At 44.6% G+C, this 23,866-nt stretch carries 22 protein-coding genes and 1 pseudogene; 5 read left to right on the top strand and 18 right to left on the bottom strand.

The genetic code is table 11. The features are described from left to right. Positions 1 to 58: 58 nt before the first annotated feature. Genes NSQ66_RS06725 through NSQ66_RS06715 form a run of 3 tightly spaced genes read right to left on the bottom strand, consistent with a single transcriptional unit; the run spans position 59 to position 3,030 of the window. Positions 59 to 289 carry a hypothetical protein gene (locus NSQ66_RS06725; protein ID WP_036675888.1) on the bottom strand — a complete coding sequence of 77 codons (231 nt, stop codon included), beginning with the start codon at positions 287 to 289 and terminating at the stop codon, positions 59 to 61. Between the two features lie 6 nt (positions 290 to 295). After that, positions 296 to 1,519 (bottom strand): Ger(x)C family spore germination protein, encoded by a 1,224-nt coding sequence (locus tag NSQ66_RS06720; RefSeq protein WP_038569271.1) that lies wholly within the window; start codon positions 1,517 to 1,519, stop codon positions 296 to 298. Continuing rightward, positions 1,516 to 3,030 (bottom strand): spore germination protein, encoded by a 1,515-nt coding sequence (locus NSQ66_RS06715; RefSeq protein WP_076141116.1) that lies wholly within the window; start codon positions 3,028 to 3,030, stop codon positions 1,516 to 1,518. Before NSQ66_RS06715 ends, NSQ66_RS06720 begins: the two co-directional genes overlap by 4 nt. A gap of 145 nt (positions 3,031 to 3,175) precedes the next feature. Between NSQ66_RS06715 and NSQ66_RS06710 the strand changes: the two genes are divergently transcribed. Next, on the top strand, positions 3,176 to 4,279 hold the full coding sequence (locus tag NSQ66_RS06710) for an endospore germination permease (RefSeq protein WP_038569268.1): 1,104 nt from the start codon (positions 3,176 to 3,178) through the stop codon (positions 4,277 to 4,279). Between the two features lie 557 nt (positions 4,280 to 4,836). Here NSQ66_RS06710 and NSQ66_RS06705 read toward each other — a convergent pair. Then, positions 4,837 to 5,250 (bottom strand): zinc ribbon domain-containing protein, encoded by a 414-nt coding sequence (locus tag NSQ66_RS06705; RefSeq protein ID WP_036679993.1) that lies wholly within the window; start codon positions 5,248 to 5,250, stop codon positions 4,837 to 4,839. Between the two features lie 286 nt (positions 5,251 to 5,536). Between NSQ66_RS06705 and NSQ66_RS06700 the strand changes: the two genes are divergently transcribed. Continuing rightward, complete coding sequence (locus tag NSQ66_RS06700; protein WP_038569266.1) at positions 5,537 to 5,755, top strand: PspC domain-containing protein; 219 nt, start codon at positions 5,537 to 5,539, stop codon at positions 5,753 to 5,755. A gap of 59 nt (positions 5,756 to 5,814) precedes the next feature. Beyond that, entirely contained in the window at positions 5,815 to 6,507 is a 693-nt protein-coding gene (locus tag NSQ66_RS06695) for a PspA/IM30 family protein (protein ID WP_076099515.1), read from the top strand. 28 nt (positions 6,508 to 6,535) lie between these two features. On the opposite strand, the gene NSQ66_RS06690 is transcribed toward NSQ66_RS06695, so the two are convergent. The 4 genes and pseudogenes from NSQ66_RS06690 to NSQ66_RS06675 all read right to left on the bottom strand — a co-directional run. Then, complete coding sequence (locus NSQ66_RS06690; protein ID WP_036679998.1) at positions 6,536 to 7,246, bottom strand: DNA alkylation repair protein; 711 nt, start codon at positions 7,244 to 7,246, stop codon at positions 6,536 to 6,538. A gap of 22 nt (positions 7,247 to 7,268) precedes the next feature. Beyond that, entirely contained in the window at positions 7,269 to 7,886 is a 618-nt protein-coding gene (locus NSQ66_RS06685; RefSeq protein ID WP_038569263.1) for a DNA-3-methyladenine glycosylase, read from the bottom strand. A gap of 183 nt (positions 7,887 to 8,069) precedes the next feature. Next, positions 8,070 to 8,741, bottom strand: coding sequence for a VWA domain-containing protein (locus tag NSQ66_RS06680; protein ID WP_036680121.1), 672 nt, complete (start codon positions 8,739 to 8,741; stop codon positions 8,070 to 8,072). Positions 8,742 to 8,852: 111 nt separating this feature from the next. Next, positions 8,853 to 9,368, bottom strand: a pseudogene (locus tag NSQ66_RS06675) (TerD family protein); the annotation flags it as partial. A 111-nt stretch (positions 9,369 to 9,479) separates the two neighbouring features. On the opposite strand from NSQ66_RS06675, the gene NSQ66_RS06670 reads away from it, so the two are divergent. Beyond that, entirely contained in the window at positions 9,480 to 10,136 is a 657-nt protein-coding gene (locus NSQ66_RS06670) for a 3'-5' exonuclease (RefSeq protein WP_036680002.1), read from the top strand. A gap of 70 nt (positions 10,137 to 10,206) precedes the next feature. On the opposite strand, the gene NSQ66_RS06665 is transcribed toward NSQ66_RS06670, so the two are convergent. Together NSQ66_RS06665 and NSQ66_RS06660 are read right to left on the bottom strand one after the other, a co-directional pair. Further along, the gene (locus NSQ66_RS06665) at positions 10,207 to 11,163 is read right to left on the bottom strand and encodes an HD domain-containing protein (RefSeq protein WP_036680004.1); all 957 of its coding nucleotides are present in this window, start codon (positions 11,161 to 11,163) and stop codon (positions 10,207 to 10,209) included. A 197-nt stretch (positions 11,164 to 11,360) separates the two neighbouring features. After that, the gene (locus NSQ66_RS06660) at positions 11,361 to 13,586 is read right to left on the bottom strand and encodes an FMN-binding protein (protein ID WP_339279631.1); all 2,226 of its coding nucleotides are present in this window, start codon (positions 13,584 to 13,586) and stop codon (positions 11,361 to 11,363) included. A 453-nt stretch (positions 13,587 to 14,039) separates the two neighbouring features. Between NSQ66_RS06660 and hemH the strand changes: the two genes are divergently transcribed. Beyond that, positions 14,040 to 15,053, top strand: coding sequence for a ferrochelatase (gene hemH, locus NSQ66_RS06655; protein ID WP_170914182.1), 1,014 nt, complete (start codon positions 14,040 to 14,042; stop codon positions 15,051 to 15,053). A 91-nt stretch (positions 15,054 to 15,144) separates the two neighbouring features. Here the strand turns inward: hemH and NSQ66_RS06650 are convergent, their stop codons facing one another. From NSQ66_RS06650 to uraD, 8 genes are all read right to left on the bottom strand, one after another. Next, positions 15,145 to 15,597, bottom strand: a complete 453-nt coding sequence (locus tag NSQ66_RS06650) for an IDEAL domain-containing protein (protein ID WP_036680123.1) — start codon at positions 15,595 to 15,597, stop codon at positions 15,145 to 15,147. Positions 15,598 to 15,955: 358 nt separating this feature from the next. After that, a complete protein-coding gene (locus NSQ66_RS06645) occupies positions 15,956 to 17,773 on the bottom strand; it encodes an adenine deaminase C-terminal domain-containing protein (protein WP_038574201.1) in 1,818 nt (605 codons plus the stop codon). A 234-nt stretch (positions 17,774 to 18,007) separates the two neighbouring features. Continuing rightward, positions 18,008 to 19,240 (bottom strand): alanine--glyoxylate aminotransferase family protein, encoded by a 1,233-nt coding sequence (locus tag NSQ66_RS06640; RefSeq protein ID WP_036680013.1) that lies wholly within the window; start codon positions 19,238 to 19,240, stop codon positions 18,008 to 18,010. Between the two features lie 34 nt (positions 19,241 to 19,274). Further along, on the bottom strand, positions 19,275 to 20,531 hold the full coding sequence (locus tag NSQ66_RS06635) for a Zn-dependent hydrolase (RefSeq protein WP_036680016.1): 1,257 nt from the start codon (positions 20,529 to 20,531) through the stop codon (positions 19,275 to 19,277). Further along, positions 20,528 to 21,922, bottom strand: coding sequence for an allantoinase (locus NSQ66_RS06630; protein ID WP_036680019.1), 1,395 nt, complete (start codon positions 21,920 to 21,922; stop codon positions 20,528 to 20,530). The genes NSQ66_RS06635 and NSQ66_RS06630 overlap by 4 nt, the downstream gene beginning before the upstream one ends. 33 nt (positions 21,923 to 21,955) lie before the next feature. Continuing rightward, positions 21,956 to 22,360 (bottom strand): hydroxyisourate hydrolase, encoded by a 405-nt coding sequence (gene uraH, locus NSQ66_RS06625; protein WP_036680022.1) that lies wholly within the window; start codon positions 22,358 to 22,360, stop codon positions 21,956 to 21,958. Continuing rightward, complete coding sequence (gene pucL / locus NSQ66_RS06620; protein ID WP_036680024.1) at positions 22,360 to 23,310, bottom strand: factor-independent urate hydroxylase; 951 nt, start codon at positions 23,308 to 23,310, stop codon at positions 22,360 to 22,362. Before pucL ends, uraH begins: the two co-directional genes overlap by 1 nt. Before the next feature lie 39 nt (positions 23,311 to 23,349). After that, a complete protein-coding gene (uraD, locus tag NSQ66_RS06615) occupies positions 23,350 to 23,862 on the bottom strand; it encodes a 2-oxo-4-hydroxy-4-carboxy-5-ureidoimidazoline decarboxylase (protein WP_036680026.1) in 513 nt (170 codons plus the stop codon). Positions 23,863 to 23,866 lie beyond the last annotated feature (4 nt).

Below are 23,866 nucleotides of genomic sequence, written 5' to 3'. Positions count from 1 at the left end.
AGGACAAGAACTTCTACATGATAAAACAAAAAAAGCCGCGATAATTGCAGCTTCATTGTTAATGAAACAATAAGCCAAATAAATTATTTATTGGCTTATAGATAAAGATAATAAGAAACAGCGGACTGGGGATGTTCAATTTTAACAACGAGCAGAAGGTCGCGCCAAGACCCAAAATCCAAAAAATAAAATATACGCTAAGATCACGCACTCGGCGCTTTCGCATTAATTTAGGCAAATCAAGTGCCATACAACCTACAGCAATCACCAAGAATAACAGTACTAGCATTTGACTTCACTCCTTGATTTTTTCAAGAAAAGAATTATCTGTGAGACCCACGCGGTTAATAACTGCTGAGGCTTTGTAATGGATGCGCAATGATTTAAGGTAATCGTCACCCTTTTGTTGCTGCAGCTTTGCCCAAGCTTTAGGGCTGGCATGGTAGATCGATTGTCCGAATCCCATAATATCAACATTGAAACGATCATTTACATGCTCCACAGTTTTTTGCATCCGCTCTATAATCCGCTCCTCTGTTTCCTTTTCCAAACGTTTTATAGTGCTTTCCGATTCCAAATTTTCTACACTTTGCACTTCTTCAATATTGCAAAGCGTCTTAACACTAAGGTAAATATGCGGCTCCCCATTAATTATTTTCACTTTGCGTTTAGTTGTAGCCTGGATCGCTTCGATTACTATGGGCTTTCCGTCTTCCCCTGCGATCGAGCCAGAATGTGCGGTTACCTTATCGTTGATATAATTGTAACCAATCGTTTCTCCCTCGTTTAGCCAACCGATCAACTTGTCTTTTTTGAACACAGCTACAGTATGGTATTCCAATCTTGCCTTAGGCATTGTTCGCTCTACATTGCTTTTGTCCTCTCCATCTTTGGGATCTCCTATAATTTTCACTCCGGTTAGCACAGGATTCTCACCTTCAGACAATAAATTCTCAATAAAATCATCCAGCGTGACAGCGACTGTTTTTGCTGAATCTTTATAAGAATTATCCAAGGAGCTAAATAATTTGTTCGCTGGTAATTTATCCATAGGTGTAAGGACATTCAAGACATTGCTGGCGGTTGTATCTCTGGCAACCATAACGTAGAAATCCATCCGGGGTTCCCGACTTCTTTTAAATACATCGAGTATCTCACCCACTCCGGTGCGGGCAAGCTCCTCCCCAATCACCAACACCCGGATATGACCGAGATAACTTGACCTAGAGCTATCCAGATTCAGCTTACGCAGCGCATCATAAAACGTAGGTACAGTAAATTTATATACAACCACTGGGACTCCACTGCCTCCCCCTCCTCCATTCGTTTGGGAGGAAATCGCAGATGGAATAACGACCTGCATCGAAACGGTGTAACCTTTTTCTGCCTTGTCAATCCCTATCCCCAAGACAAAAGCTATCTCATTCAGCTCATTTCTTTCCCAACAGCCGCTTAGCACTAACGTAAATTGGAGAGCTATCATTAATCGAAGAACGCCTCTAACTAATTTTTTATTCATTTGGTTGGTTCCTTATCACTGGATGTGCTTTGACGAAACAGGTTCTGCGTCTTATTCTCAGCAGGCCTTGTCTTTAAAAACGGCCACGGAAAGCGAAAAATAGAGTCTTTTAAATCTTTGGAATTATACGGTCCGAGCGGACTCATATAAGGCATTCCGAAAGAACGCAGACTCGACAAATGCAATACGATGATGAAAATACCGAAGAGAATTCCATATAATCCGATAAATCCGGCCAAAGCTATAAGCACAAAACGGATCATCCGCGCAGCTATAGACATTCCTGTCTCCGGAATAACAAAACTAGAAATGGCTGTTAGCGATACAATAATGACCATTGCGGATGAAATAAAACCCGCTGCTACCGCGGCTTGTCCAATCACCAACGTTCCGACAATGGAAATCGCCTGACCAATATTTTTGGGTATCCGCACCCCGGCTTCCCGCAAAATCTCATAAGTCATTTCCATGATCAGCGCCTCAACAAAAGCAGGAAAAGGAACACTCTCCCGCTGGGCAGCTAAACTGATTACAAGATTGGTCGGTATCATCTCCTGGTGATAGGTAGTAATCGCAACATACAATGAAGGGGCAAGCAAAGTAATAAAAAATGAAATAAAACGAACTAATCTCAGCAATGTTCCAATATCAGCCCTTTGGTAATAATCCTCAGCTGACTGGAAAAATGCCACAAAAAATGTGGGCACCAGCAGTACAAAAGGAGTTCCATCAACAAGAATGGCCACTTTTCCTTCCAAAATACCCGCTGCAATCGTATCCGGACGATCACTGTTGTATACGGTAGGAAAAGGTGTAACTGCCGTCTCTTGAATAAACTCCTCAATATATCCACTCTCGAGAATACTGTCCGTATCTATTTTATTCAGACGGCGCTTTACCTCTTGCACCAGTTCCTTATTCGCGATGTTACTTAGATACATAATGGATACGCTGGTTTGAGTCACCCTTCCGATCTGAACGGTTTCCAGCCATAAATGGCTATCTTTGATTTTTCGCCGAACCAGTGCCGTATTCGTCCGTAAATTCTCAGTGAATCCTTCCATTGGACCCCGAACAACCGACTGTGAGCTAGGCTCCCCTACATTACGATCTTCCCAGCCTGGTAAGCCGATCTGCAGAGCGCTGGATAACCCGTCAAGCAGCAGCATTATATTACCGGACAATAAATGATGAATAAATTGGCTGTAATCGTCAATGACGGCTATATCGCCGGCTATTAATATCTGTTTCTTAATCATCTCAAACTTCCGCTCGGGAGAAAGCCCCCTCAGCTGTTCGTAAGGAATGTGTTCCTGCAAGGAATACAAAATTGAATTATGCAGCACCTGAGTATCCACAAGACCATCTATGTAAATCAAAGAAATATGAGTGTTCTCTTCTATCTGCAACTCTTTTATCACTACATCAGAGCTTTCACCCATCAATTGGTACAAATTAGCAATATTAACTTCCAACCGGCTTGATAATGTACCAATCTCCGTATCTTTCATGATGCAGCCTCCACTTCTCCATAGATAGATGAGTATAGTTTGATGTTAATTATGATAATTATTCCTTCGGATTAAAAAATCGGGATGGCATAATTCTGGTAACTACAACCATACTAAAACTAGTCCAATAAATTTGAGGGGGTATATGAGTTTGGAGAAAGATCGAATTAGTACCAATCAAATGATTATACTCGGGCTATTCACATTTATTGGGGATATGGCGCTTGTGTATCCGGCGTTAATGATATCAGGAGCGAAACAAGATGCATGGATTGCTGCTTTGATTAGTATTCCCTTGGGTCTAGTGACCATAAAACTGTTACTCTGCTTAGCAGACCTTGAACCCAACAAGAATATTATCGAGCTTAGCCTACAAATTTTAGGGAAATGGGTCGGAACTGCTGTGGCCTTATTCTATTTAGGGTTCTTCCTGATTGCTGCCTCCACCTACATAAGAGAAATTGAAGATTTCATGTGTACACAGATTTACGAGAAAACACCCGGTGGGGTTATTCGTTTCATGGCCATTTTCCTGCTGGTATATGGGGTACGACTTGGCCTAGAAACATTGGGCCGGGCAGCTCAGCTTTTTTTCCCTTTATTTGCAGTTTTTTTGATCGGTCTGCTGCTCCTGCTGACCCCCGATGTCAAAATGGAACGTTTATACCCCATCTTGAACACACCAGTACCGGACATGCTTCATACTTTGATGTATGGTGTTTTTTATCCTTTTGGCGAATTGTGCGTGTTTCTAATGATATATCCTTATGCTCAGAAAAATAGCAAAACAAGCCGGGATATTTTCATAGCCTTGATCATCGGAGCTCTGGGCCTTAACCTCATCTTATTGTTTTCCCTTACCGTTCTAGGTGTTTACGCTTCTGAACATCAATTTTATGCCGCTTATATTCTTGCTCAAAAAATTAATATTGCTAATTCTCTGCAACGTATTGAAGCGCTTATGGCTACAGCATGGATTATCAGCACGTACTTCAAAACAGCAGTTTATTACTATGCTTTAACCTTAGGTACAGCCCAATTATTTAAACTCAAAAGCCACCGTCCTCTGATCATACCTACTGGATTTTTGTTATTCGGTATGTCACAACTGATTGCCAAAGACATCATTTTCTATGTAAAGGAGATCCCCGCCTACTGGGTAGATTGGGATTTCACCTGTGCATTTGTTCTGCCGCTTATGTTGCTAATTGTGTATCAATTTAAGAAACGCCGTGCTTCTAAGGTTTAAACGACATTAGATTATGGACAAGTGAAATTAAGATTGTAGATACGAATCCCGCTTAATGATCTAATTACGCTCCGCTAAAATAATTGGGGAATTTCTCCCTGAAATTTCTGGGATTTTCGTTCATTAGACTAATGATCAGGGAAAACCTCCCTAAATTTCAGCTGATTCGTTAGCAATTAAAGAAATTCCCCTTATTATTAGGGAGGAATTCCCTAAATTCGTTCATTTAGAGCGAATATTGGTTGTTTTCAGGGAGTTTTTCCCTAATTAGTTTTAGGCCGGCTTCGCACACTCATAAACGCAGACAACACAAACGGCCCCCGCATACTGCTTATCGCACCGTCCAATAGATATCGTCCCCAACAGGTATCACACAAAATGAATATTCCGCCGCCCAACCTAATGGCATAGAATACTTTGTGTGCGTAGCCCATAGTCTATTGGCTACAGCAAGAATCCGCTTATAGCCTTTTTACTAAAAAGAAGCTGCCTCATAAGTAGTATTCACTACTTTTGAGACAGCCTCTTTATTCATAAGTTTCTTGTATGAAGTAAATCTATTCCTTCTTATCCAAAGAAATCGAGGACGGAGTTACATCACTGACAGGTTCTTTTGCCACTTCAAAAGTGGATCCGCAGGCCGGACAAAAGCGTGCCTCGATCGCCACATTCCCACCGCATGCTTTGCAATGCTTTACATCGGACAACTCAGCAATTTGCTGAAGGTTCGTCTCAATCTCAGCCTTCAATTCGAGAATACGATTGATATTAGTCTCGATTTGCTCACTTGGCAGTGGTCCTGCACCTTGAGTTACGGCTTCAAATAACAGTTTGCCCATGACCTGATACTGCTGGTCAATATCATTTTGCTTACCGTTATTTTGCAGCTTCAACCGGTTAATCTCCACCACTGTTTTTGCTTTATTCCCAGCCTCGCTTACCCCTGCTTTTACTTTGTTAAAAAAACTCATATTCAGCCCCCAATTCCGTAGTAGTCATATATAAGCATATTTCGACACCGCCAGAAGTATTCCTTTCTTTATTGTACCTAACTTCGTCCATGGTTTGTAGCCTATAACCGATTTACTACCCCTTTCCCCGCCTTCCTGCGGGAACGAACCTCGACTCAGGTCTGGTATACAAAACCGCCTCCAGGCCGTTTTTTCGCATGCAAAAAGACATTAGAATGAGTACATAAGCAAACGGGTTGCAGGATTCAATAACAATCACACCCATACGAGAGGAAGAAAACAATAAATGAAAAAATTATATCGTTCCCAAAGTGATCAGAAGATAAGTGGTTTGTGCGGAGGTCTTGCTCGTTGGTCTGGTATTGATGCTACAGTAATCCGTCTCGTTGCTGTTGCCGCAGCATTGTTCAGCTTCGGAACAGTACTTATCTTCTACGTCATCGCTAGTATCATCGTTCCTAAAGAACCTTTTAACAGCTTTTCAGATGGACATGATTTCTATTAATAAATCGTCGTTTAATACAAACTAACCCTAATCCAACCATAAAAAAGGAGAGATAGAACATGAGTCTATTAAAAAGAATTTCCACAATTACTAAAGCAGCCCTACACGAAGGTTTAAACAAATTAGAAAACCCGGTGTTGCTGACAGGTCAGTATTTACGTGATCTTGAAAATGATATCGCTAAGGCGGAACGCAATGAGCGTGATCTGCAAGTTACAGCAAGTGTGTTGGAACGCCGTAAGCAAGAATATACTCAGTTAGTAGAGCAAAGTGAAGCCGAAGCCGTTCAAGCAGTTGAACAAGGAAATGAAGAAAGAGCTCGTCTGGCACTCATAGCCAAGTTACGGTACGTAGAACAGTTGGAAGAGTCCATAAATAGCCAAGTACAAACTAAGCAATCCCTTGCAGAGCTTGAGATCAATATCGCTAGAGCAAAAGAAGAGCGTGAACATCTCAAAGCGAAAAGAACTGAACTTATCGCTCGCGCTCAACAAGCGACAGAAACACTCAACTCTGCTCCACGTTCTTCTACGAAAGGTCTAAATGTAGGATCAGCTTCACAAGGTTTCGAACGAATGGAAGAAAAGATTTTCGAGTGGGAAGCATTGGCGGAAAACTCCAAAAATAAATTCAATACAGGCACAGGAATAAGTCCTTCCATCGATCCTAACCTGCGTAGCGCCGTTGACATCGAAATCGAGCGAATCCGCAACCGTAAAACCAACACTGAAGTAAACACTGAGAAAAAATAAATAGGACAACAAGCCTCTTACTACTCAGCTATTGTGCTGAATAAGGGGCTTGTTTTTTACTTCTTTTCATCCCGCGAATCCATTTTTTCGTTTCTGGATCCACACGATAAGACTCAGTGATTTTCTGCAAAGCTTTGTTGTAAGTGAAATCATCTAAGCTGTTGTTTCTCAAATAACTCATCGTAGGCTCTGGCAATTTCACATAACAAATCGAAAGCGCCCAAGAAACCGCCATTTTTACATAATAGCCTTCATGACTGACCTTATCGAGCAATTGTAAAATCCGGCTGATATACGCCTCTTCAATAAAGAAATTAAGCATCATTACCACAGCAAAACGGATTTCATATTCTTGATCTGACAATAGGTAAGGCATTATAAACTCCCACACCCGTTCTTTATTCTTTACGGTAAACTTCAGGCCTGTGCAAAAGCTATCGCATACGGACCAGTTATCAATTCTGGGAATAAAGTCTGCGATATAACGTAGGATTTCTTCAAGATCTGTCTTCACGTAGCCAAGCACCATACCTTGCAGCATCACTTCTTCAAAATAATCTGTCTCGGCATGCTCCAAATAGGCTCTCCAATCACCCTTTGCAATGATTTTGGCAAGCTTGCGCAGTTCTGGTAGCCTAACGCCTATAACATTATCTATCGTCGGAATTAAGGCCGCAGAAAACTTTTGGTAGTCCACCTCTGCCAAATTCAATAGCTGTTCTCTTATTGTTTTTTCCATAGTAGTACTCCTTACCCGTCCATTATTCAAATGAAATTTCCCATAAATATATAGAAGCCACAGAACCCAAAGGAGAATAGTTTAGCCGGTATTGTTCAAATTGATCTTTGGTAAGCTTATCAAGTCCATACAGCTTCATCATCCCCCGACGAATCGCAATATCTCCCCAACTGACCACATCCCGTCGTTCCATAGAATGGATTAACATCATTTCTGCCGTCCACTTGCCAATGCCCTTTAACGTCATAAGTTTTTGTATAACCTCTTGATCTGATAACCCAGGCAATTCCTCCAGCTTAAAATCACCCTGAGCGACCAAATTGGAAATCTCATGGATACATAGTGCCTTTTTCATCGTCATCCCACAGCTTTGAATCTCATCCGCCGTATGTAACGCTAACTGCTGCGGAGTGATGTCTCTGAACTGAGCCAACATTCTGTTCCAAATGGTCCGAACCGCTTTTACTGAAATAAGCTGTCCTACTATAGCATAGATAAGCGCAGTAAAAAGATCCGGTATAATTACACGTTCCACTCTGCCCATCCGTGCCATAGCTGCGCCAAGTACTGGATCCACACTTCGGAGATAATCTATGTCTTCTTGCCCATAATCAAAAAACTTAGTAATTACGCTGCTCAAAGTGTTTCCTCCCGTATCTGATAGTGATAACCCTAATCCTAATATACAATACCTATTTGGCAGTGTACGGATTGTTGAATAGAATAGCAAGATAGCGAAACTGGAAAAAGCCATAACATCCCTAAGATAGGTGGTTATGGCTTATTGTAGCGCATAGGCTTATTCATTCTGAATAATGTATTTTTATGCTCGCAGGATTCTTTTTTCTTTCGCTGCCCTTAGCCACATGGGGAATTCATTCAGTAGCTGATCATACAGATCTTCATCAGTCACCTTTTCAATTTGGTCCAGATGAATAAAATTGGCGTTATCCACCAAACGTCCCTTCATCGTATCAAGTTGCTTCAATACTTCAAAATCCGAGTTACCGATTCCGACAAACTGCCAAAAAATTGGTTGGACCGAAGCAGCCATAATCACATTTTTAGTGGATTTCACTACACCACCATCGTTAATAAATATGATAAATACCGGTGTAGAATCGGGTTCTTCCTCCGTATATTTTTTAATGATATCCTCCATTACTGGCGGTTCATTATTGCGGCCAAACTTATGAATGGTACGATTATTTAAAATATGTGTAAACACATATCTTCCTAAATCCTGCTCTGTCACAGGTGGCAGCCGGCTAAACTCCGTATCGTACACCCACACATCTAACGATTGGTTATCATCAAATTTACAGGCAACGGCTAATATACGCTCAACTACTTCTTGAACGGTTCCATTATTATAGAGATTTCTCATAGATCCTGTAATATCCAGGACAACGCCTACCCTTGCAATGACTCCTGTCAGATTCTTTTTTTCTAAGGTGATCTGAACAATTTTTTTACGTAAATCAATAGAGGACAGTACATTCTTCTCTTCATAACGGATCGTCTCTAAAGGTAAGGTTAACTCAGCTGTGGCCGCTACCTCAAGGTTTCCTTCGTCTTCTTCAATAACGAGCCCATAGTTTGTACATAAAGCAGCCAATCCTCCCTCAAGGCCACTTCCAATTGCACTGAATTTCCACTCTGAACCATAGCGATATAGCTCTCCAACCACAATAGCTGTCTCCGTCGACAGGTCAGAGCCATACTCGAAAACGAATAATTCCTCACCGCTATCAGCATCCACTAAGCGTAGATAAGGAGAGGTTACTTGCTTCATAGAGTGTCCTAATTTTTCTCCTTCATAGATCGTTAAAGTTAAAGCTATTCTAGTAATATCCTTAGGAAGTCGAGAAAGCGTAATGGCGATAGCTTCTTTATCCCCTAGTTGTAAGACAGAATGAGTTACAGCTTCGTCTATAGACAACGGATTACCATAAAAGATAAAGTTCTCATCGCGTTCGCAACGGTTCTGTTCTGACAGTAAAAAAGCAGCAGAGTCTATGCCAATTCTAATATCAGCAGTCATCCACCCAAATTTCAGCAAAAGCTTGTTCACGTTTCTCCCTTTCGTAATATCCACCTTTTGCCCCTTTATAAGCCGCACTCTACCATCTCCTTATTTTTACTGAACAGCTCATTGTGATTCACTAGATTGTATTTATCATTTTACTACTTTAATATGAAACGTATATATGATAGATAAGGAGCTTTACGAATGGACTTTATAGCAATTGACTTTGAGACCGCGAACTCCAGTCGATCCAGCGCATGTGCCTTGGGACTTGTGGAAGTTAAAGCTGGAAATATAACCGCAGAGCATTCTTGGCTAATTGACCCGCAGCAGCGGTTTGATGGCATGAACATTTCGATACACGGCATCACACCATCAATGGTAATCGGCCAACCTACTTTTCAAGAGCTATGGCCCACCGTTGAACCTTTACTACACGGACAAATCGTCGTGGCGCATAATGCTGCTTTTGATATGAGCGTCCTGCGTTATTGTCTCGATGGAATGTCCCTGAGCTACCCAAGCTTTCAATACTTATGTACCTATTTATTAGGCAAAAAAATGCTGCCCGACCTGCCCTCCCATAAACTTAATGTAGTCTCCGATTTTTTCGGCATTACGCTAAAGCACCATGATGCCTTGGATGACGCACGCGCAGCCGCTGCAATTCTAGTAAAACTTATGGAGCAGGAGGAGCACTATGATCCTCTATTGCTCTCTGCCAGTCAAGGATATACTAGCGGAACGATGTTTGCCGGCGGGTATACCCCATTTTCGACTCGCGCGAAAAAGCCTGCTAAGAAACAAGGCACTAAACATAAACCCTCCATTTATAGCAGCCGCGCCACTTTGTCCAAATAACCAAAGAACATCAAAAACCCCCAACCAGCTCCTTTCTGCTGATTGGGGGTTTGGTTTTACAGGGTATCTCTTAAATCTTCAAACGATACACAGCCTTATTCTCTAGACCTCTGATGAACGGTGTCCATTCCTCGGTCTCCGGTGTGGTATCCAAAGCATCCTCCACCATTTGCAGCTTCGCATCCATCGCATCGATATGATGCAGAGCGACTGCCTCAGCTGTCTGTGGCTGAACAGGACTACCCCATTCGCCCAGATTATGATGTGACAATACGAGATGCTGTAACGCCATAACCTTTTCCGAATTCAAATCAATATCTAAGCGGATAGCCGCTTCCGTGATCCAATTAGACGCCATCGAGATATGGCCAATTAATTTGCCCTGAACGCTGTATTCCGAGACAATCCCAAGCTGGGAGACCATCTCCTCCGGCTTCGCGATATCATGCAGAATGATCCCGGCCTTCATTAGATCTGGATTCAAGAACGGACGCTGCTTGCACAGAAAATCACCGATTTCCAGCATACGCACCATATGATAAGCAAGTCCGGCAAAATAAGCATGATGATGTGTTTTGGCTGCCGGATAATGCATCAATTTCTCTTCCACTTTACCCACACAAAAAGAGACAATTGAAGCAATTTCCGGATCCGAAATACTTGCCATAACCCCTTTAATCGTATGAATAAGGTCTACTGGACGAATTGGGGCAGAACGGATGAAATCCGTAAGTGCAACGCCATCCTCATCGTTAACCAACCTGATTTTAGTAATTTTTATTTGTAATTTCTCACGATAAGTATGAGCAATCCCGCGTACCTTCACAAGCGCCATAGGAAAAAAAGTTTCTTTATCAGTTGTGCTGGCATCCCAATATTTCGCGGATAATTGTCCAGTGGAATCCCCCAGGACGATGTCAAAATAATCTTTTGGAGGAGTGCCGTTCGTTTGTTTAATTGCCAGCTCTCTTAAAAGATAAAAGCCAACAAATTCATCTTGTGGAGCGAGCTGTTTAATTTGTGTCATGTTGGAGCCTCCTATTAATAACAGGCTTTCGGCCTGCTCTCTATATTAAACTTTAGACACTCACCTCCAAAATCCCTTTAAATCACTATACGATCTATTTTCATATTTATGTACAAGCCAAGAATATTTGAAAAAGGAGGCTACTCCCCGGCCATATTCTGGCACTGGAATATCCTCCTTTTATTATAAAACGATAATTATTTACCAGCCGATTCAAGTGCTGATTTAATAGCTTCTACCGCTTTAGCGGATATTTCCTTCTCTGCATCATTTTTTCCGAAGACTGCTGGACGGTAACCATATTTGTGCAGGCTATATCCGGTCGATGTCGACTCGATTTCACCTTTCACTGCCAGCTCCGCGTCCGTTAACTGATTGATTGTTCTTACACTTCCGTTTTTATCCAAATAATAAACGAGCATTTTGACAGGAACACCATACTCTACATTCACCATAACATTTACAAGCTTATCGGCACTTACACCAATGAAGATTCCATCGAAATAAGCCGCTTTATTAGCTTCTACAACCTCAGCTTTTCCGTATGCTCTATCCACCGCAGTCTTTAAAGCCACGCTGCTGCTAGTTGCACCGGACACAGCATCTACTTCCTGCACGCCTTCTCTAGTACCTGCTGCGAGGAAGCTAGCCGTCAACTGAGGAATTGCTTTTACCACCTCAGGGTAAGCAGCGTTCCCTCTATCTACAAGGTTCATTCCTACACGATACAATGCTACATTTACGATTTTGCCGTTACGCAGGGTAACGTCCGCTCTGTTCGTTCCTTTATCATAAGCATCACCAAATGCAGTAAAGGTTCCGTCTTTATAGGTTCCTTGGACTTTGGATGCATTGGTCAAAGCATCTGTCAGTGCTGCTTTAGCTGCTACCGACAATGCTTCTTGGCCTGTAATATCGGCCATTTGCACACCTTTTTCTAACAGCCCGGATGTGAGTGTAGCTACCCATCCTTTTTGTTCTGCACTCAGTTTATCGTCAGCAATCAGCTTGCCGTCAGCTCCAAACAGACTTACTTTAATGCCTGTTACCGCATCTGCATCAACATCAACTAGCAGCAGCACTTTAGATTGGTTATCTACTCCGGCAAATTTGCCGTCAAAATATTGACCTTCAGCAGGAACCTTCAGCGCCTTCTCAAATGCTCTTTCTACAGCTTGGTTCCAGCTGTGACTACTTTCCGTAGCTCCGGAAATTCCGTCAACCTTTTCATCATAGTTAGCGATATATAAACCATTCGCTAGCAGCTTAGCTGTCATAGGAGCATTTGCTTTTACTACTTCCGCATAAGCTGTTGCCCCTCTGTCAATCAGGTTGTTGCCAAGTCTAAACAGCTTCACATCAACCAACTTACCGTTGCGAATCACGATGTCAGCTCTTTCAACGCCAACACTTCTTGCCGTACCATAAGAGGAATAGAATCCGTCTACATAAGCAGATGTATTGTTGATTATTGCATTCTGCTCAGCATCCCAGAAAGCGTTAATCGCTGCTTTAAAGTCGGCTTCAAGACCTGCAACAGGTTGTGCCTCTGTTCCTTTGGCCAGCAAGGCTGGAGCTATAGCTGCAACCGCTGCCGCTTGCTCAGCTGTGTAAGCTTTCTCCTCAATGAAATCACCAGCGCTGTTCATAGGATACACTTTAACATCTGTGAGCTTGTTGGATTCGTAGGTCGCAAATACAGAATATTTACCTGTAGGATCTACGCCCATATGAACTCCATCAAAGTAAACGGCATTTGTATCTTTCACTGTTAGAGCTCTTTCAAACGCTCTATCTACAGACAATTTCCAGCCATTACTGGAGCGGGTAGCTCCCGAAACAGCATCAACTGCCGCTGCTCCATCTCTTGTTTTGCCAAGCAATCTATCCTTCATCAATCCATAAGCTTGCCATAAAGCACTATAATTGTTACGGGCATCTCTATCAATCAGCTTAGGACTGGTTCTCAAAAGCTCAATGCTAGTAATTTTGCCATCTTTAATTTCGATCTTGGCACCTTCCGTGCCTTTGGAGTATGCATCGCCATAAGCTACGTAAACTCCATCTTGGTATACGTTTTCATTAACTGTAACAGGCTTTGCTGTAGCCACAGGCTTAACAGTTTCCGCTGGTACTACTGTCGCTGCTGGTGCAGCGGTTGCTTTTGGGGTTGCTACTGGTGCTGCTGTAGCTTTTGGGGTTGCTGCTGGTTTGGCTGTTGCCTTTGGCGTTGCTGTTGGTTTTGCCGTTGGCTTTGGCGTTGCCGTTGGTTTTGCTGTTGGTTTTGCTGCCGGTGCATCCGCTTCTTCGGAGGCTGCCGATACTGCATCCACCTTCAAGTTTACAGCAGGCACATTAAGTGTGTAAGCAAACGGCGCTAACAATATAGCCGCGCTAACCGTTAAAGAAATTAGTTTTTTCAATGAAAATTCTCCTTTACCAAACCCCAGTGATATGTAGCTTTTTGTTAACCAAACCTTTTTCGTACGATGCGCCCCTTCTCTTCTTATGAAGCATAACTTCTCTCTTCATAAGAACTCATCCCCCCTCTCATGCTTTTGCACGCTCGATTTTCAATAAAAAAATATCTTGAATCTATTTCATTTCTTCCTTTTAACACAAAGCTGCATAAAAGGTGAAATAATTCACATAAGTTATTATAAAAACACTTACACCCGTTTTCCATCAATTTCTGGTTTGATACTACCAGACCTTTCTGCGGTTCTTCTGTATCGAAAATCACACACCCTATAAGAAACATCACTATTTGCGATTAAAATTAATTTATACACGCAAAGTGATCTCAATAACTGTGCATTCAAGGTTAGCTATGCTATTTTAGAACGATCTCTTATATGGGAAAGGAGTTCTGTGCTTTGAGCAAACAGCCACCTATTGGAGTTATACTCGCCCAAATCGGCACCCCTACTGCACCAACTGCAAAAGCTGTACGGCCTTATCTGAAACGTTTTTTATCAGATCGCCGAATCATAGATTATTCTCCTCTGCTGTGGCAGCCTTTGCTGCGAGGCGTGATTCTGCGTTCACGTCCACGCCGGTCCGCTGAGCTGTACAGTCAAATATGGACAACCGAAGGATCACCACTGCTCCTTCATTCTTCAGCTCAGCAATCTGGATTGCAAGAACTGCTGGGTCCAAGGTATCAGGTAGAGCTTGGATTGGCTTATAGCGAACCCAGCATGGAGCAAGCGATGGCGAAATTCGACACGGCCGGAGTTACCCGAATTATCATTGTGCCGCTGTTTCCGCAATATTCGTCCACGACTACCGCATCCGTATTCGATCAGGCCAGCTTTGCAGCCTTAGGTCGCCAAAGCTCCACTGGTCCTGTAACTAAACGTCTGATTCCGGCTCTAAGATTTATTGATGCCTACTATAATGAGCCCGGTTATATTTCAGCCTTGAAGTCACACCTGCTGCGTCAAATGGAGATTCTGAGCAAAGAACCTGATTATTTTGTACTGACCTTCCATGGGATTCCCAAACGGTATGCGGATACCGGTGATCCTTATCCGCAGCAATGTATGGAAACCGCGCGTCTTCTTGCTTCTGCTATGAATTGGGAGCCCGAACGCTGGCAGCTTAGTTTTCAATCACGTTTCGGGCGAGAAGAATGGGTAGGACCGTCTACAGCGGATGTTCTGGGAGAGCTTGCCGGACGAGGAATACGTAGACCTCTGATTTTTTCACCGGGTCTTGTGACCGATTGTCTGGAAACGCTGCATGAGCTAGTCATAGAAGGACGAGAACAATTCGAGGCTGGTGGAGGACAAGCAGAGGAATTTATGGCAATTCCCTGTTTGAATAACCATGAGGATTGGCTTGATTTTTTGGCTGAACATGTAGAAAAAAATGCCCAAGGGTGGTAAAACAAAAAACCGTCTTGTCCACAGATCATCTCTGTTGCAGACAAGACGGTTAGCTATATCAATTGTTAAGCATGAAGAATCGAAAGGATACTTATGCTGTAAGCTGCTTATATTTCGTAGTCAGTTCATGGAACCACTGCTTGTCCTGTAAGGTCAACGCAAAATCAATCAGCTCGGCAATCTCACTCGGCTGTAAATCTGCTGAGTCATTAAAGGATACTTCAGCCATAGCTGTAGCTGCGCCATTCCCATCCTCTGCGTAATCATAAGAAAAACATAACTTAATGTCACTTTCCAGAAATTCATTACGAAGGAAATATAATACCTCACACATTAACACAGGTCTAACATGATCATCAAAGACACATTCCATAACCTTTGCCCAATATTGCTGGTTGTTGAGGTGTAACTTATCATTAGTTAAGAGATATTTCTCACCCTGAAAATCGGTGACAAATCTCAGTTCAAGCGGCTTCATCTTAAAAATAGTAGCAATTTGCTTCATGCTAATATTCAAAATATCTTGCGTTTCTAGTCTGATCATCTCTCCATGCACCTCGTCCCTCTTAGTTGGGTTATTCGAAACCTGCCATTATCTATAATTCTTTATATGCCATTATTGTAAAATTAACTCCATTAATTCACTTTAATTTTATCTAATTTAACATTATTATCGTCACCTGACTATGCTTTATTTATATTTTTTTAGGATTTCGCTCAGAAAAATGTTTCATTCTCTAAAAATCTGTTTAATATTATTGTTCATTACAATAAGATGTATAAAGATTACGCATCATGTGAAGCTTTTACTTTCTTATATTTAAACAAAAAAAACTGTTCTGAATGGTCATTACGACCTCAGAACAGTTTTTCGCATTAGGATTATGCTTCAGTTAATTTACTTAAACAAACAGTGGCACTAACTGTATTCCCTCAGGTGAAATCCGCACGAGTCCTTTATCGGTGATACGTAACGTTGGGATAACCGCCAGAGCAAGCAGCGATAAAGTCATAAACGCGTAATTCAAAGTACAGCCGGCATCATACAACGCTTTGCTGATCGCAGCTGATTTCTCAGCAGCAATTTCAAATGGCTCTGTAGACATTAGGCCTGCAATGGCCAACGGGAATAACGTTTCTCCACTAGAAGTAATTACGGCAACCCCACCTTGAGCGTCCGCCACCGCATTCGCAGCTTTGGCCATTAACTCATTATCATTGCCGATGACGAGTACATTATGACTATCATGAGCAACAGTCATTGCGATAGCAGCCGGCTCTTTAAAACCGATGCCTTCCACAACAGCCACTGATTTATTTCCTGTTCCTTTATGCCGTTCGAGCACAGCGATTTTACACAGACCCTCCACAGCATTTACATCCAACTGCCCTGCCACTACAGGTACCGAAACTATACGTTCAATGGTCTCTACATGATTTTCTCTTACTTTAATAACTCTTGCAGTAAGTTCACCTGTTTCAATTGGAGCCGCGATAATGAAATCTTCGGCGGTAGGACGCTGTGGCAAATGAACCGAAGCCAAAACTTCCTCTGGATAAGTGAATTTAGCAAGCTCTGCCGTCATCACACCATTTTCGGCAACTACTACACCCGCGGCAATCGTAAGTACCACGTGAACATCGGCCAAATTCCCGTCCAGCAGAATAATATCCGCAAAAGAACCTGGAGTAATAGATCCGATATCCTGAGACAACCCAAAACGCTCTGCTGTATTAATAGTTGCCATTTGGAAGGCTGTTACTGGTTTCACGCCTTGAGCAATCGCATGGCGAACAACGAAATCCATATGACCTTCGTCGCGTAACGATTCCGAGCTGCGGTCGTCAGTTACCAGCATCATGCGGCGCGGATCAAGTCCACGCTCTGTATGAGCGGTGATGGTCTTGGCAACATCATGCCAAGCCGAGCCCCGGCGCATTTTGGCATACATCCCCAGTCGAACGCGCTCAATCACATCGTCTGCTGTAACACACTCATGATCACCAGTTACCCCTGCCGCAGCATACACTGGCAGTCTCCAGTCGCTGGAAGGCCATGTGAAATGACCGTCAACAAATCTGCCTGCCCGCAGCGTAGCTTGAATCTCTCCAAGCATTTTCTCATCGCCGTAAACAACGCCAGGGAAATTCATCACTTCGCCCAGAGCAATCACATCTTTGCCCCAAGTAAAAGCTTCGGCAACTTCTTCAGGACCCATTGAGGCACCCGTTGTCTCGAATTCCGCACCTGCCGCAGGCACACAAGAAGCCACCTGCATGTAAGCAGCTAACGGCGTACCCCGCATCTCATCCAGCATCAATTGAATACCCTTCAGCCCGAATACATTAGCAATCTCATGCGCATCAAAGAAACCACCTGTTGTGCCAAGCGGCAGAACAGCGCGGGAAAATTCAGTAACGGTTAGTTGGGTGCTCTCAATATGGCAGTGGCCATCGAGCAATCCCGGAGCTATATACTTGCCGTTCGCATCAATAACTTGCGTTCCTTCGCCAATCATATGTGTCACATCTTTACCAACATAAGCAATTCGTCCACCTTGAACACCAACAGACATTCCTTCTAGAATTTCACCAGAGCATACGTTGACCAGCTTTCCACCTGTAATTACCAGTGTTGCCGGTTTATCGCCTCTTGCCGTAGCCACAAGCTCAGGTACACAATCTGCTAAAGGCTTTCTTGTAAAAGTTGTCATCTTCATCTCTCCCCCGTTAGTATCCAAGTGTTGTCTTGATGTAGTGAATAGATCCGTAATCATAGAGGATTGCCTAACTATTAAGCCTAGGATAATATAGTTGCGCAGGTCTGTATTTGTAAGAAAAAACGGCTCAATCATCCCTGTAGATGATAGCCGTTTACTTATTCCCAAAGATTGTCCAAACCATCCGGACATGCCCCTGTTTTTACTCTCCCGCCATCCGCTCTATTCCAACGATTATCTTACTTTTGCCTCATATACGTCAAGTGCTGCCTGAACCCCAAACCCGCAAGGCCCCTTAAATCCATGACGCTGTAATGCGGCTTCCAGCGCTCCAAGCAGCCGCAACACGTTATTCTCACGACAGCTAAAACCCATCGTACCGATGCGCCAGATCCTTCCCTTTAACGGTCCAAAAGAACTGGCAATTTCAATTCCGAACCGCCCCAGCAGCAGCGAACGGACAGCTTCCCCATCTATCCCCTCAGGGATCAGCACACAGGTAACAACAGTAAGCTTGCAGGAAGGATCCCCGTATAGTTCTAAACCCATAGCTGTTAATCCAGCTACAAGTGCTTTTTCATGGAGGATATGTCTGGCGAATCTGGCATCCAGCCCTTCTTCAAGGGTAAGCCGCAAGCCCTCCCGCAGTGCATAAAGCATTGAGGTCATCTCTGTATGATGATTGAGACGTTGTGGACTCCAGTAATCCTGAAGCATGCCGAGATCGAAATAATTGCTGCGGACAAAAGATAAGTCACCTGGCTGGACATCACTTGTTCTAATCCCGCGTTCTACTCGTTTTCGGGTCATGAGCTTAGCTTCAGCACGATCATTATACGTTATCGGTGCCATTCCGGAAGGGACGGCCAGGCATTTCTGTGTCCCTCCAACGACGGCATCCAACATCCAAGCATCTGTCTCGACAGGAAGGCCCCCAATGGTTGCAACTGCATCAACTATGAATAAAGCATCCATCCCGCGGCAAGCTCTACCGATTTCCGCGAGTGGCTGCACACGTCCTGTAGAGGTCTCCCCATGAACCATTGCCACCACATGTGGCTTAAAAGTCTCCATAGCTGCTATCACTTCATCCGGCTCAAACACACTCCCCCATGGCTTTTCCAGCACGAACACCTCAGCGCCACATCTTTCAGCAATCTCATGCAATAGATGTCCGAAGCGGCCAAAGATCGGAATCAGCACACGCTCACCCGGCAGGATCAAACTAACCATCACGGCTTCAATTCCAGAACGGGAGGTACCATCGATAGGGTAAGCCCATGAATTACGAGTAGCGAACAGCTCCCGCAGCATTTCCATCGTTTCATTCATAATAGAGGTGAACTCTGGATCAAACTGACCCAGCACCGGAAAAGACATCGCCCGCAGTACACGCGGATCTACCTCGACCGGACCCGGAGTCATAATACAGCGTTGGGACGGCGACAAATCTTCGTAACGCTTCATGATGATCCTCCCTTAAAAGTTCGGCGAACTCTTTTTAATAAGCTAACTCATATAACATCGCAGTCAGAACCTCAAGCCCAGCCGCGAGCTGCTCAGGGGAGGTATACTCTTCCGGAGAATGGCTGATGCCAGCTCGGCTTGGCACAAATATCATCGCAGTAGGGCAACGCGGCGCCAATAGCTGGGCATCATGTCCCGCTCCACTTACCATCGTGCGGTACGTCTTCCCCTGTAGGCGGCAGATATTTTCCAGCATTGCAGATAGCTTCATATCCATAGGCGCAGGGACTGTGTGGAGCACGGATGTAGCCTCCAGAGTTACCCCACGTTTAACGGCAATTTCATTACATTCCGCAAGAAGCTTCTCACAGAAACGTTCCAATTCGTCCTCTTCACTATGGCGGATATCTAATGTAAAAAGAACCTCACCCGGGATTACATTTGGCGTATTCGGATTCACCTCAAGCTTACCCGAGGTTGCTACAAGAGGTTCACCAGCCGTTTTAGCAGAACTTTCAAGCACGTACAGCATTTCAACCGCACTAGCCAGTGCATCCTGCCGCATAAACATCGGTGTCGTGCCCGCATGATTAGCAATACCACTAACCTTGACCACATATCGTCTCTGTCCAACAATCCCCTGAACTACGCCTATCTGAGTGTCCGTCTTCTCCAGAATAATCCCCTGCTCGATGTGCAGTTCTACAAAAGCACCAATATCATTTCTAACTCCAGTCCGCTTAGAAGCTTTCTCCTCCGTTATGTCCTGTAAGAAGCTGGATTGTGCCATTGCTGCTTTTAACGTCACGCCCTCTGCATCCATACAGGTCTCGGCCTCGCTTCCGTCATACCTTTCCGTGACATGGCCCGAACCCCAATAAGCAAGCGGAAATCGGCTCCCCTCTTCTTCACAAAAAGATACGACCTCAAGCGTCCGCTGCGGCTGGCCAAAGTTCCTCTGCAAATCTTGAAGCGCAATCATAGCCGCAGCGATCCCATAGGCACCATCATATTTTCCGCCATTGACTACAGTATCGATATGCGATCCGGTTAAAATAACCTTTTGCTGCGGATCGCGTCCACTCAATCGTCCATATACATTGCCAACCTTGTCCACGGAAACTTCTAAGCCGAGCCCAGCCATTTTTTCCTGCAAAAAAATCTGCGCCCGGCTCCATTCCTCCGTATATAGCAGTCTAGTAACTCCTGGCCCAGCTGTGCTGAATGCCGCCAGCTCCTCCAGCAGGTCCAGCAGTTTCTGAGTCGATGCTTGAACTGTGGAATCATTCATAGGCTGTACTGCTCCTTCCTAATTCGCAGCCACTGTCCACCTCCCTCACTGATCACTCCTTCTTCAGAGGTATAGACCACATTCCCGCGGCAGATCGTAGCAACTACCTTGCAGGATAAAGTTCTTCCGATGTAGGGGCTGTGCTTGTGGCGATACAATAAATCCTCCGCAGTCAGCGTATAGGTTGTGCTTGGATTAAGCAGAACTAGATCGGCATCTAGACCTAGAGCTATAGCGCCTTTGCGATGCTCTATTCCAAACCGTTTTGCGGGTTGCCCTGCGAGCAGACGAGAAATTAACGTCACAGGCAATCCCCGCACATTCACGCCTTCATGGAACATAAGCTCCAGACTGCTCTGCGCACCCGAGATCCCACCCCACGCTGCAAAAAAAGACAAGTCCGGCTTCACCTTCAATTCCGTTGGACAGGGGGAATGATCCGAAGCAATCAAATCGATTTTGCCTTGGGCCAGCATCTCCCATAACTTCTCCTGCTCCACCGCACTTCGCAGCGGAGGCGCACACTTCGCCACAGGGCCTAAAGCCTTCATGTCATTTTCAGTGAGGACCAGATAATGTGGACAGGTTTCGGCCGAAACGTCCAGACCTCGTAGCTTAGCTTCATAGATTTTCTCAATGGCGGCGGCCGTGCTGATATGAACAAAATGCAACCGGCAGCCCGTACGTTCACTGTACAGCAGCGCCCTGGACACTGCCTCCAGCTCTGCTTCAGCAGGGCGGCAAGCCGCAAAATCACTTGCGCTGGTTCTGCCATTTCGCACTGCATCTGCGGTCAACACCGCCGTGATAGCCTCACTTTCTGCATGCAGCGCCAGAATCCCGCCCAGAGAAGCGATTCGCTGCATCCCTTGATAGAGTGTATCCTCATCCACTTCACGGAATCTGCCTTCGCCCTCCCCTCCAGGATTGGAGAGAAAGGCTTTAAACCCAGTGACGCCAGCGGCTGCCAAAACTTCTAAATCATCCAGATTGCCGGGAACGAGCCCACCCCACAGCACATAATCAACGGCAGAGTTTCCAGCCGCAGCATCCACCTTTTGACGAAGTGCAGCCTCGTTCACAGTAGGTGGATTGCCGTTAAGCGGCATATCTGCATAGGTTGTGCAGCCGCCAGCTGCCAACGCCGCAGAGCCGCTGCGAAAGCCTTCCCAATGTCCAAACGTTGGTTCATTAAAGTGGACATGCATATCAATCATACCGGGGAGGACATAGAACCCATCTGCGTCGATGACTTTGGTTAGCGGCGCAAGCGAAAGTTCCTCTCCAAGTGCGACAATCTTACCCTCTGATACTGCAATATCCAGCTTGAGTACCTGATCGGGCAGCACTACATTCCCGTTCTTAATCACAAGTTCATAGGATTCCTTCATGAGCTGCCACCTCCTCCGGTCGTCAACTTTCTCCTAACTTCCCCGGTACGTACTATATCCACCAGGAGCTACTAGCAAAGGTACATGGTAGTGTTGCATGGAGCTCTCTATATGAAAGCGAATAGGTATCTGTTCTAGAAAAAAGGACATCTCACGTTGAGTATCTACTGAGCTTTCTGTTACTCCTATGCCAGCTGCTGACGCTTTGGCATCAGCTCTACGGTAGTAATCGCCAACCATAAACAGCAGCTCGTAACATCCAGCCTCCAATTCGTTTCCCTCCAGCAGCGGAGCATCCAGCCTCCCGTCACTGTTCGTGACTTCTTCACACAGTAGCTTGCTCATCCCATCCGTAAGCTTCCAGAGCTGAAGCGTCAGACCTGTAGCAGGAATCCCCCGCGACAGATCCAGCACATGGGTGGTAAGACGCCCGCTCATTACGCTGTCTCTCCGGCCAGATCTGCACGGCTGACAGAAAAGCCCTGAAAACCATAGGGTGGACGAGGTTCGGTGAAGACTCCACCTTTAGTTTCTTCAGGCTCAACAATGGTTTCCCAAGTCCGGTTATTGGACTCAAATGAAACGGTAGCCAGCTGTGGAAAACGGGACAATACGCGCAGCCCAATTTGATAAATCAACGATTGGATTGATGGACTGTTCAGCTCATGAAAAGCGCTATGGGCGATATCGCGAACCTGCTCCGCAGCCACATATTGGCCTAGATCTCCATCCAGAGCATGCTCAACACCACTGTAGGTCCAGTTAATATTCAGAAAAATATAAAGCGGACGGTCAAAGCTCTCGGGCAATGTTGTGTACTCATCACGGACAAATCCATAAAACGAGCTTCCACTCACTTTTATCAGCTGTAAATCCTTCAATCGGCATTCATGAGCGATAACCTCAGTCCCATTCTCTCCACGTTTTATAGTTAACGAAGCCGAATAAGATTCATTATTGGAGTGACGCAGTACTAAATGACTCTGTTTAAGCCCCTCACCCCCGGGGACCATCACCTGTTCAAAAGGTAACCGGTCTGCGGAAACTGAAACTGCGGTGACATGATCGTATTTATCGAGAAAACGGCTGCTTAAAAGCTGCAGTAGCCCCTCCGTTGTGCTTCCAGTGTAGTCCGCGGTATTGCGCAGGATAAAATTTTTCATAGAATCGGTAGCAACAACCATGGAATTATCCCCCTCTGAAAAAGAAGGAAGAAACGCTTCGCCCGTGACCGCGAATGTAATATTATGTGCGAATATAATGTTGTCGCAGCCCGTGAAGGAAGATTCGGGAACGGGGGTAACGGCCAGCGGTTTAGCATAGGTACGATAAGTTAGCACATCACTTTTTCCATAAAACATTGTACGTCCGTTAATTGGTTCCAGCATGGCTGACACCCTCCCCGTTTATGATGAATGAATGAATAATTAAATAATTAAATCACTTAGGCGAAATCTCGTAATTGTACCGACTTCAGAAAAGGCTTGAACCCATTCCTCCTGAGGGGAACGCTCTACTCGCACTCCAATGGCGCTGATAATGTCATCTTTGTTTTTGCCACGAACAGCTAGAATAAAAGGGAAATGAAATTTGTCCGTATACTTTCGATTCAGATCATTTAATAGATTGAACTCTTCCGTTGTTAGCCGATCCAGTCCAGCTCCCTGCTGCTCTGAGGCAGACAAAGCCGTAACTTGAAGCCTAGTCGCCAAATCTGGGTGAGCTTTTAATAGTCCCTCCATTCGGCTCCGGTCAGCACTCAGTACGGTCTGCATCATTGTGCTATGCAAATGCTCTAAAGAATGGAACGGAATCTGCTTATACGCCTCCTCTGCTACCCACGGTGAATGTTCAAAAATGCCGCCTAGATGCTTCACAAAATCCGTTATACTCATGGCATTTATCTCTTCCAACGTAAACCTGCCTTCAGAAACGACCATCCAC

Source organism: Paenibacillus sp. FSL H3-0329, assembly GCF_037963285.1.
GTDB lineage: Bacteria > Bacillota > Bacilli > Paenibacillales > Paenibacillaceae > Paenibacillus_AQ > Paenibacillus_AQ odorifer.
The sequence above is the reverse complement of the archived record's forward strand: the minus strand, read 5'-3'. Positions and strand labels throughout refer to the sequence as shown.

What these genes read in the sequence shown, in the direction of transcription:
- NSQ66_RS06640 (WP_036680013.1), bottom strand. Translation starts at nt 19,240, where the DNA reads ATGAAGCGTTACGAAGATTTGTCGCCGTCCCAACGCTGTATTATGACT.
- NSQ66_RS06710 (WP_038569268.1), top strand. Translation starts at nt 3,176, where the DNA reads ATGAGTTTGGAGAAAGATCGAATTAGTACCAATCAAATGATTATACTC.
- NSQ66_RS06705 (WP_036679993.1), bottom strand. Translation starts at nt 5,250, where the DNA reads ATGAGTTTTTTTAACAAAGTAAAAGCAGGGGTAAGCGAGGCTGGGAAT.
- NSQ66_RS06650 (WP_036680123.1), bottom strand. Translation starts at nt 15,597, where the DNA reads ATGATCAGACTAGAAACGCAAGATATTTTGAATATTAGCATGAAGCAA.
- NSQ66_RS06665 (WP_036680004.1), bottom strand. Translation starts at nt 11,163, where the DNA reads ATGACACAAATTAAACAGCTCGCTCCACAAGATGAATTTGTTGGCTTT.
- NSQ66_RS06690 (WP_036679998.1), bottom strand. Translation starts at nt 7,246, where the DNA reads ATGGAAAAAACAATAAGAGAACAGCTATTGAATTTGGCAGAGGTGGAC.
- uraD (WP_036680026.1), bottom strand. Translation starts at nt 23,862, where the DNA reads ATGGTCGTTTCTGAAGGCAGGTTTACGTTGGAAGAGATAAATGCCATG.
- NSQ66_RS06670 (WP_036680002.1), top strand. Translation starts at nt 9,480, where the DNA reads ATGGACTTTATAGCAATTGACTTTGAGACCGCGAACTCCAGTCGATCC.
- NSQ66_RS06715 (WP_076141116.1), bottom strand. Translation starts at nt 3,030, where the DNA reads ATGAAAGATACGGAGATTGGTACATTATCAAGCCGGTTGGAAGTTAAT.
- NSQ66_RS06695 (WP_076099515.1), top strand. Translation starts at nt 5,815, where the DNA reads ATGAGTCTATTAAAAAGAATTTCCACAATTACTAAAGCAGCCCTACAC.
- NSQ66_RS06630 (WP_036680019.1), bottom strand. Translation starts at nt 21,922, where the DNA reads ATGAAGGAATCCTATGAACTTGTGATTAAGAACGGGAATGTAGTGCTG.
- NSQ66_RS06645 (WP_038574201.1), bottom strand. Translation starts at nt 17,773, where the DNA reads ATGAAGATGACAACTTTTACAAGAAAGCCTTTAGCAGATTGTGTACCT.
- NSQ66_RS06720 (WP_038569271.1), bottom strand. Translation starts at nt 1,519, where the DNA reads ATGAATAAAAAATTAGTTAGAGGCGTTCTTCGATTAATGATAGCTCTC.
- NSQ66_RS06700 (WP_038569266.1), top strand. Translation starts at nt 5,537, where the DNA reads ATGAAAAAATTATATCGTTCCCAAAGTGATCAGAAGATAAGTGGTTTG.
- uraH (WP_036680022.1), bottom strand. Translation starts at nt 22,360, where the DNA reads ATGAGCGGGCGTCTTACCACCCATGTGCTGGATCTGTCGCGGGGGATT.
- NSQ66_RS06635 (WP_036680016.1), bottom strand. Translation starts at nt 20,531, where the DNA reads ATGAATGATTCCACAGTTCAAGCATCGACTCAGAAACTGCTGGACCTG.
- NSQ66_RS06725 (WP_036675888.1), bottom strand. Translation starts at nt 289, where the DNA reads ATGCTAGTACTGTTATTCTTGGTGATTGCTGTAGGTTGTATGGCACTT.
- pucL (WP_036680024.1), bottom strand. Translation starts at nt 23,310, where the DNA reads ATGCTGGAACCAATTAACGGACGTACAATGTTTTATGGAAAAAGTGAT.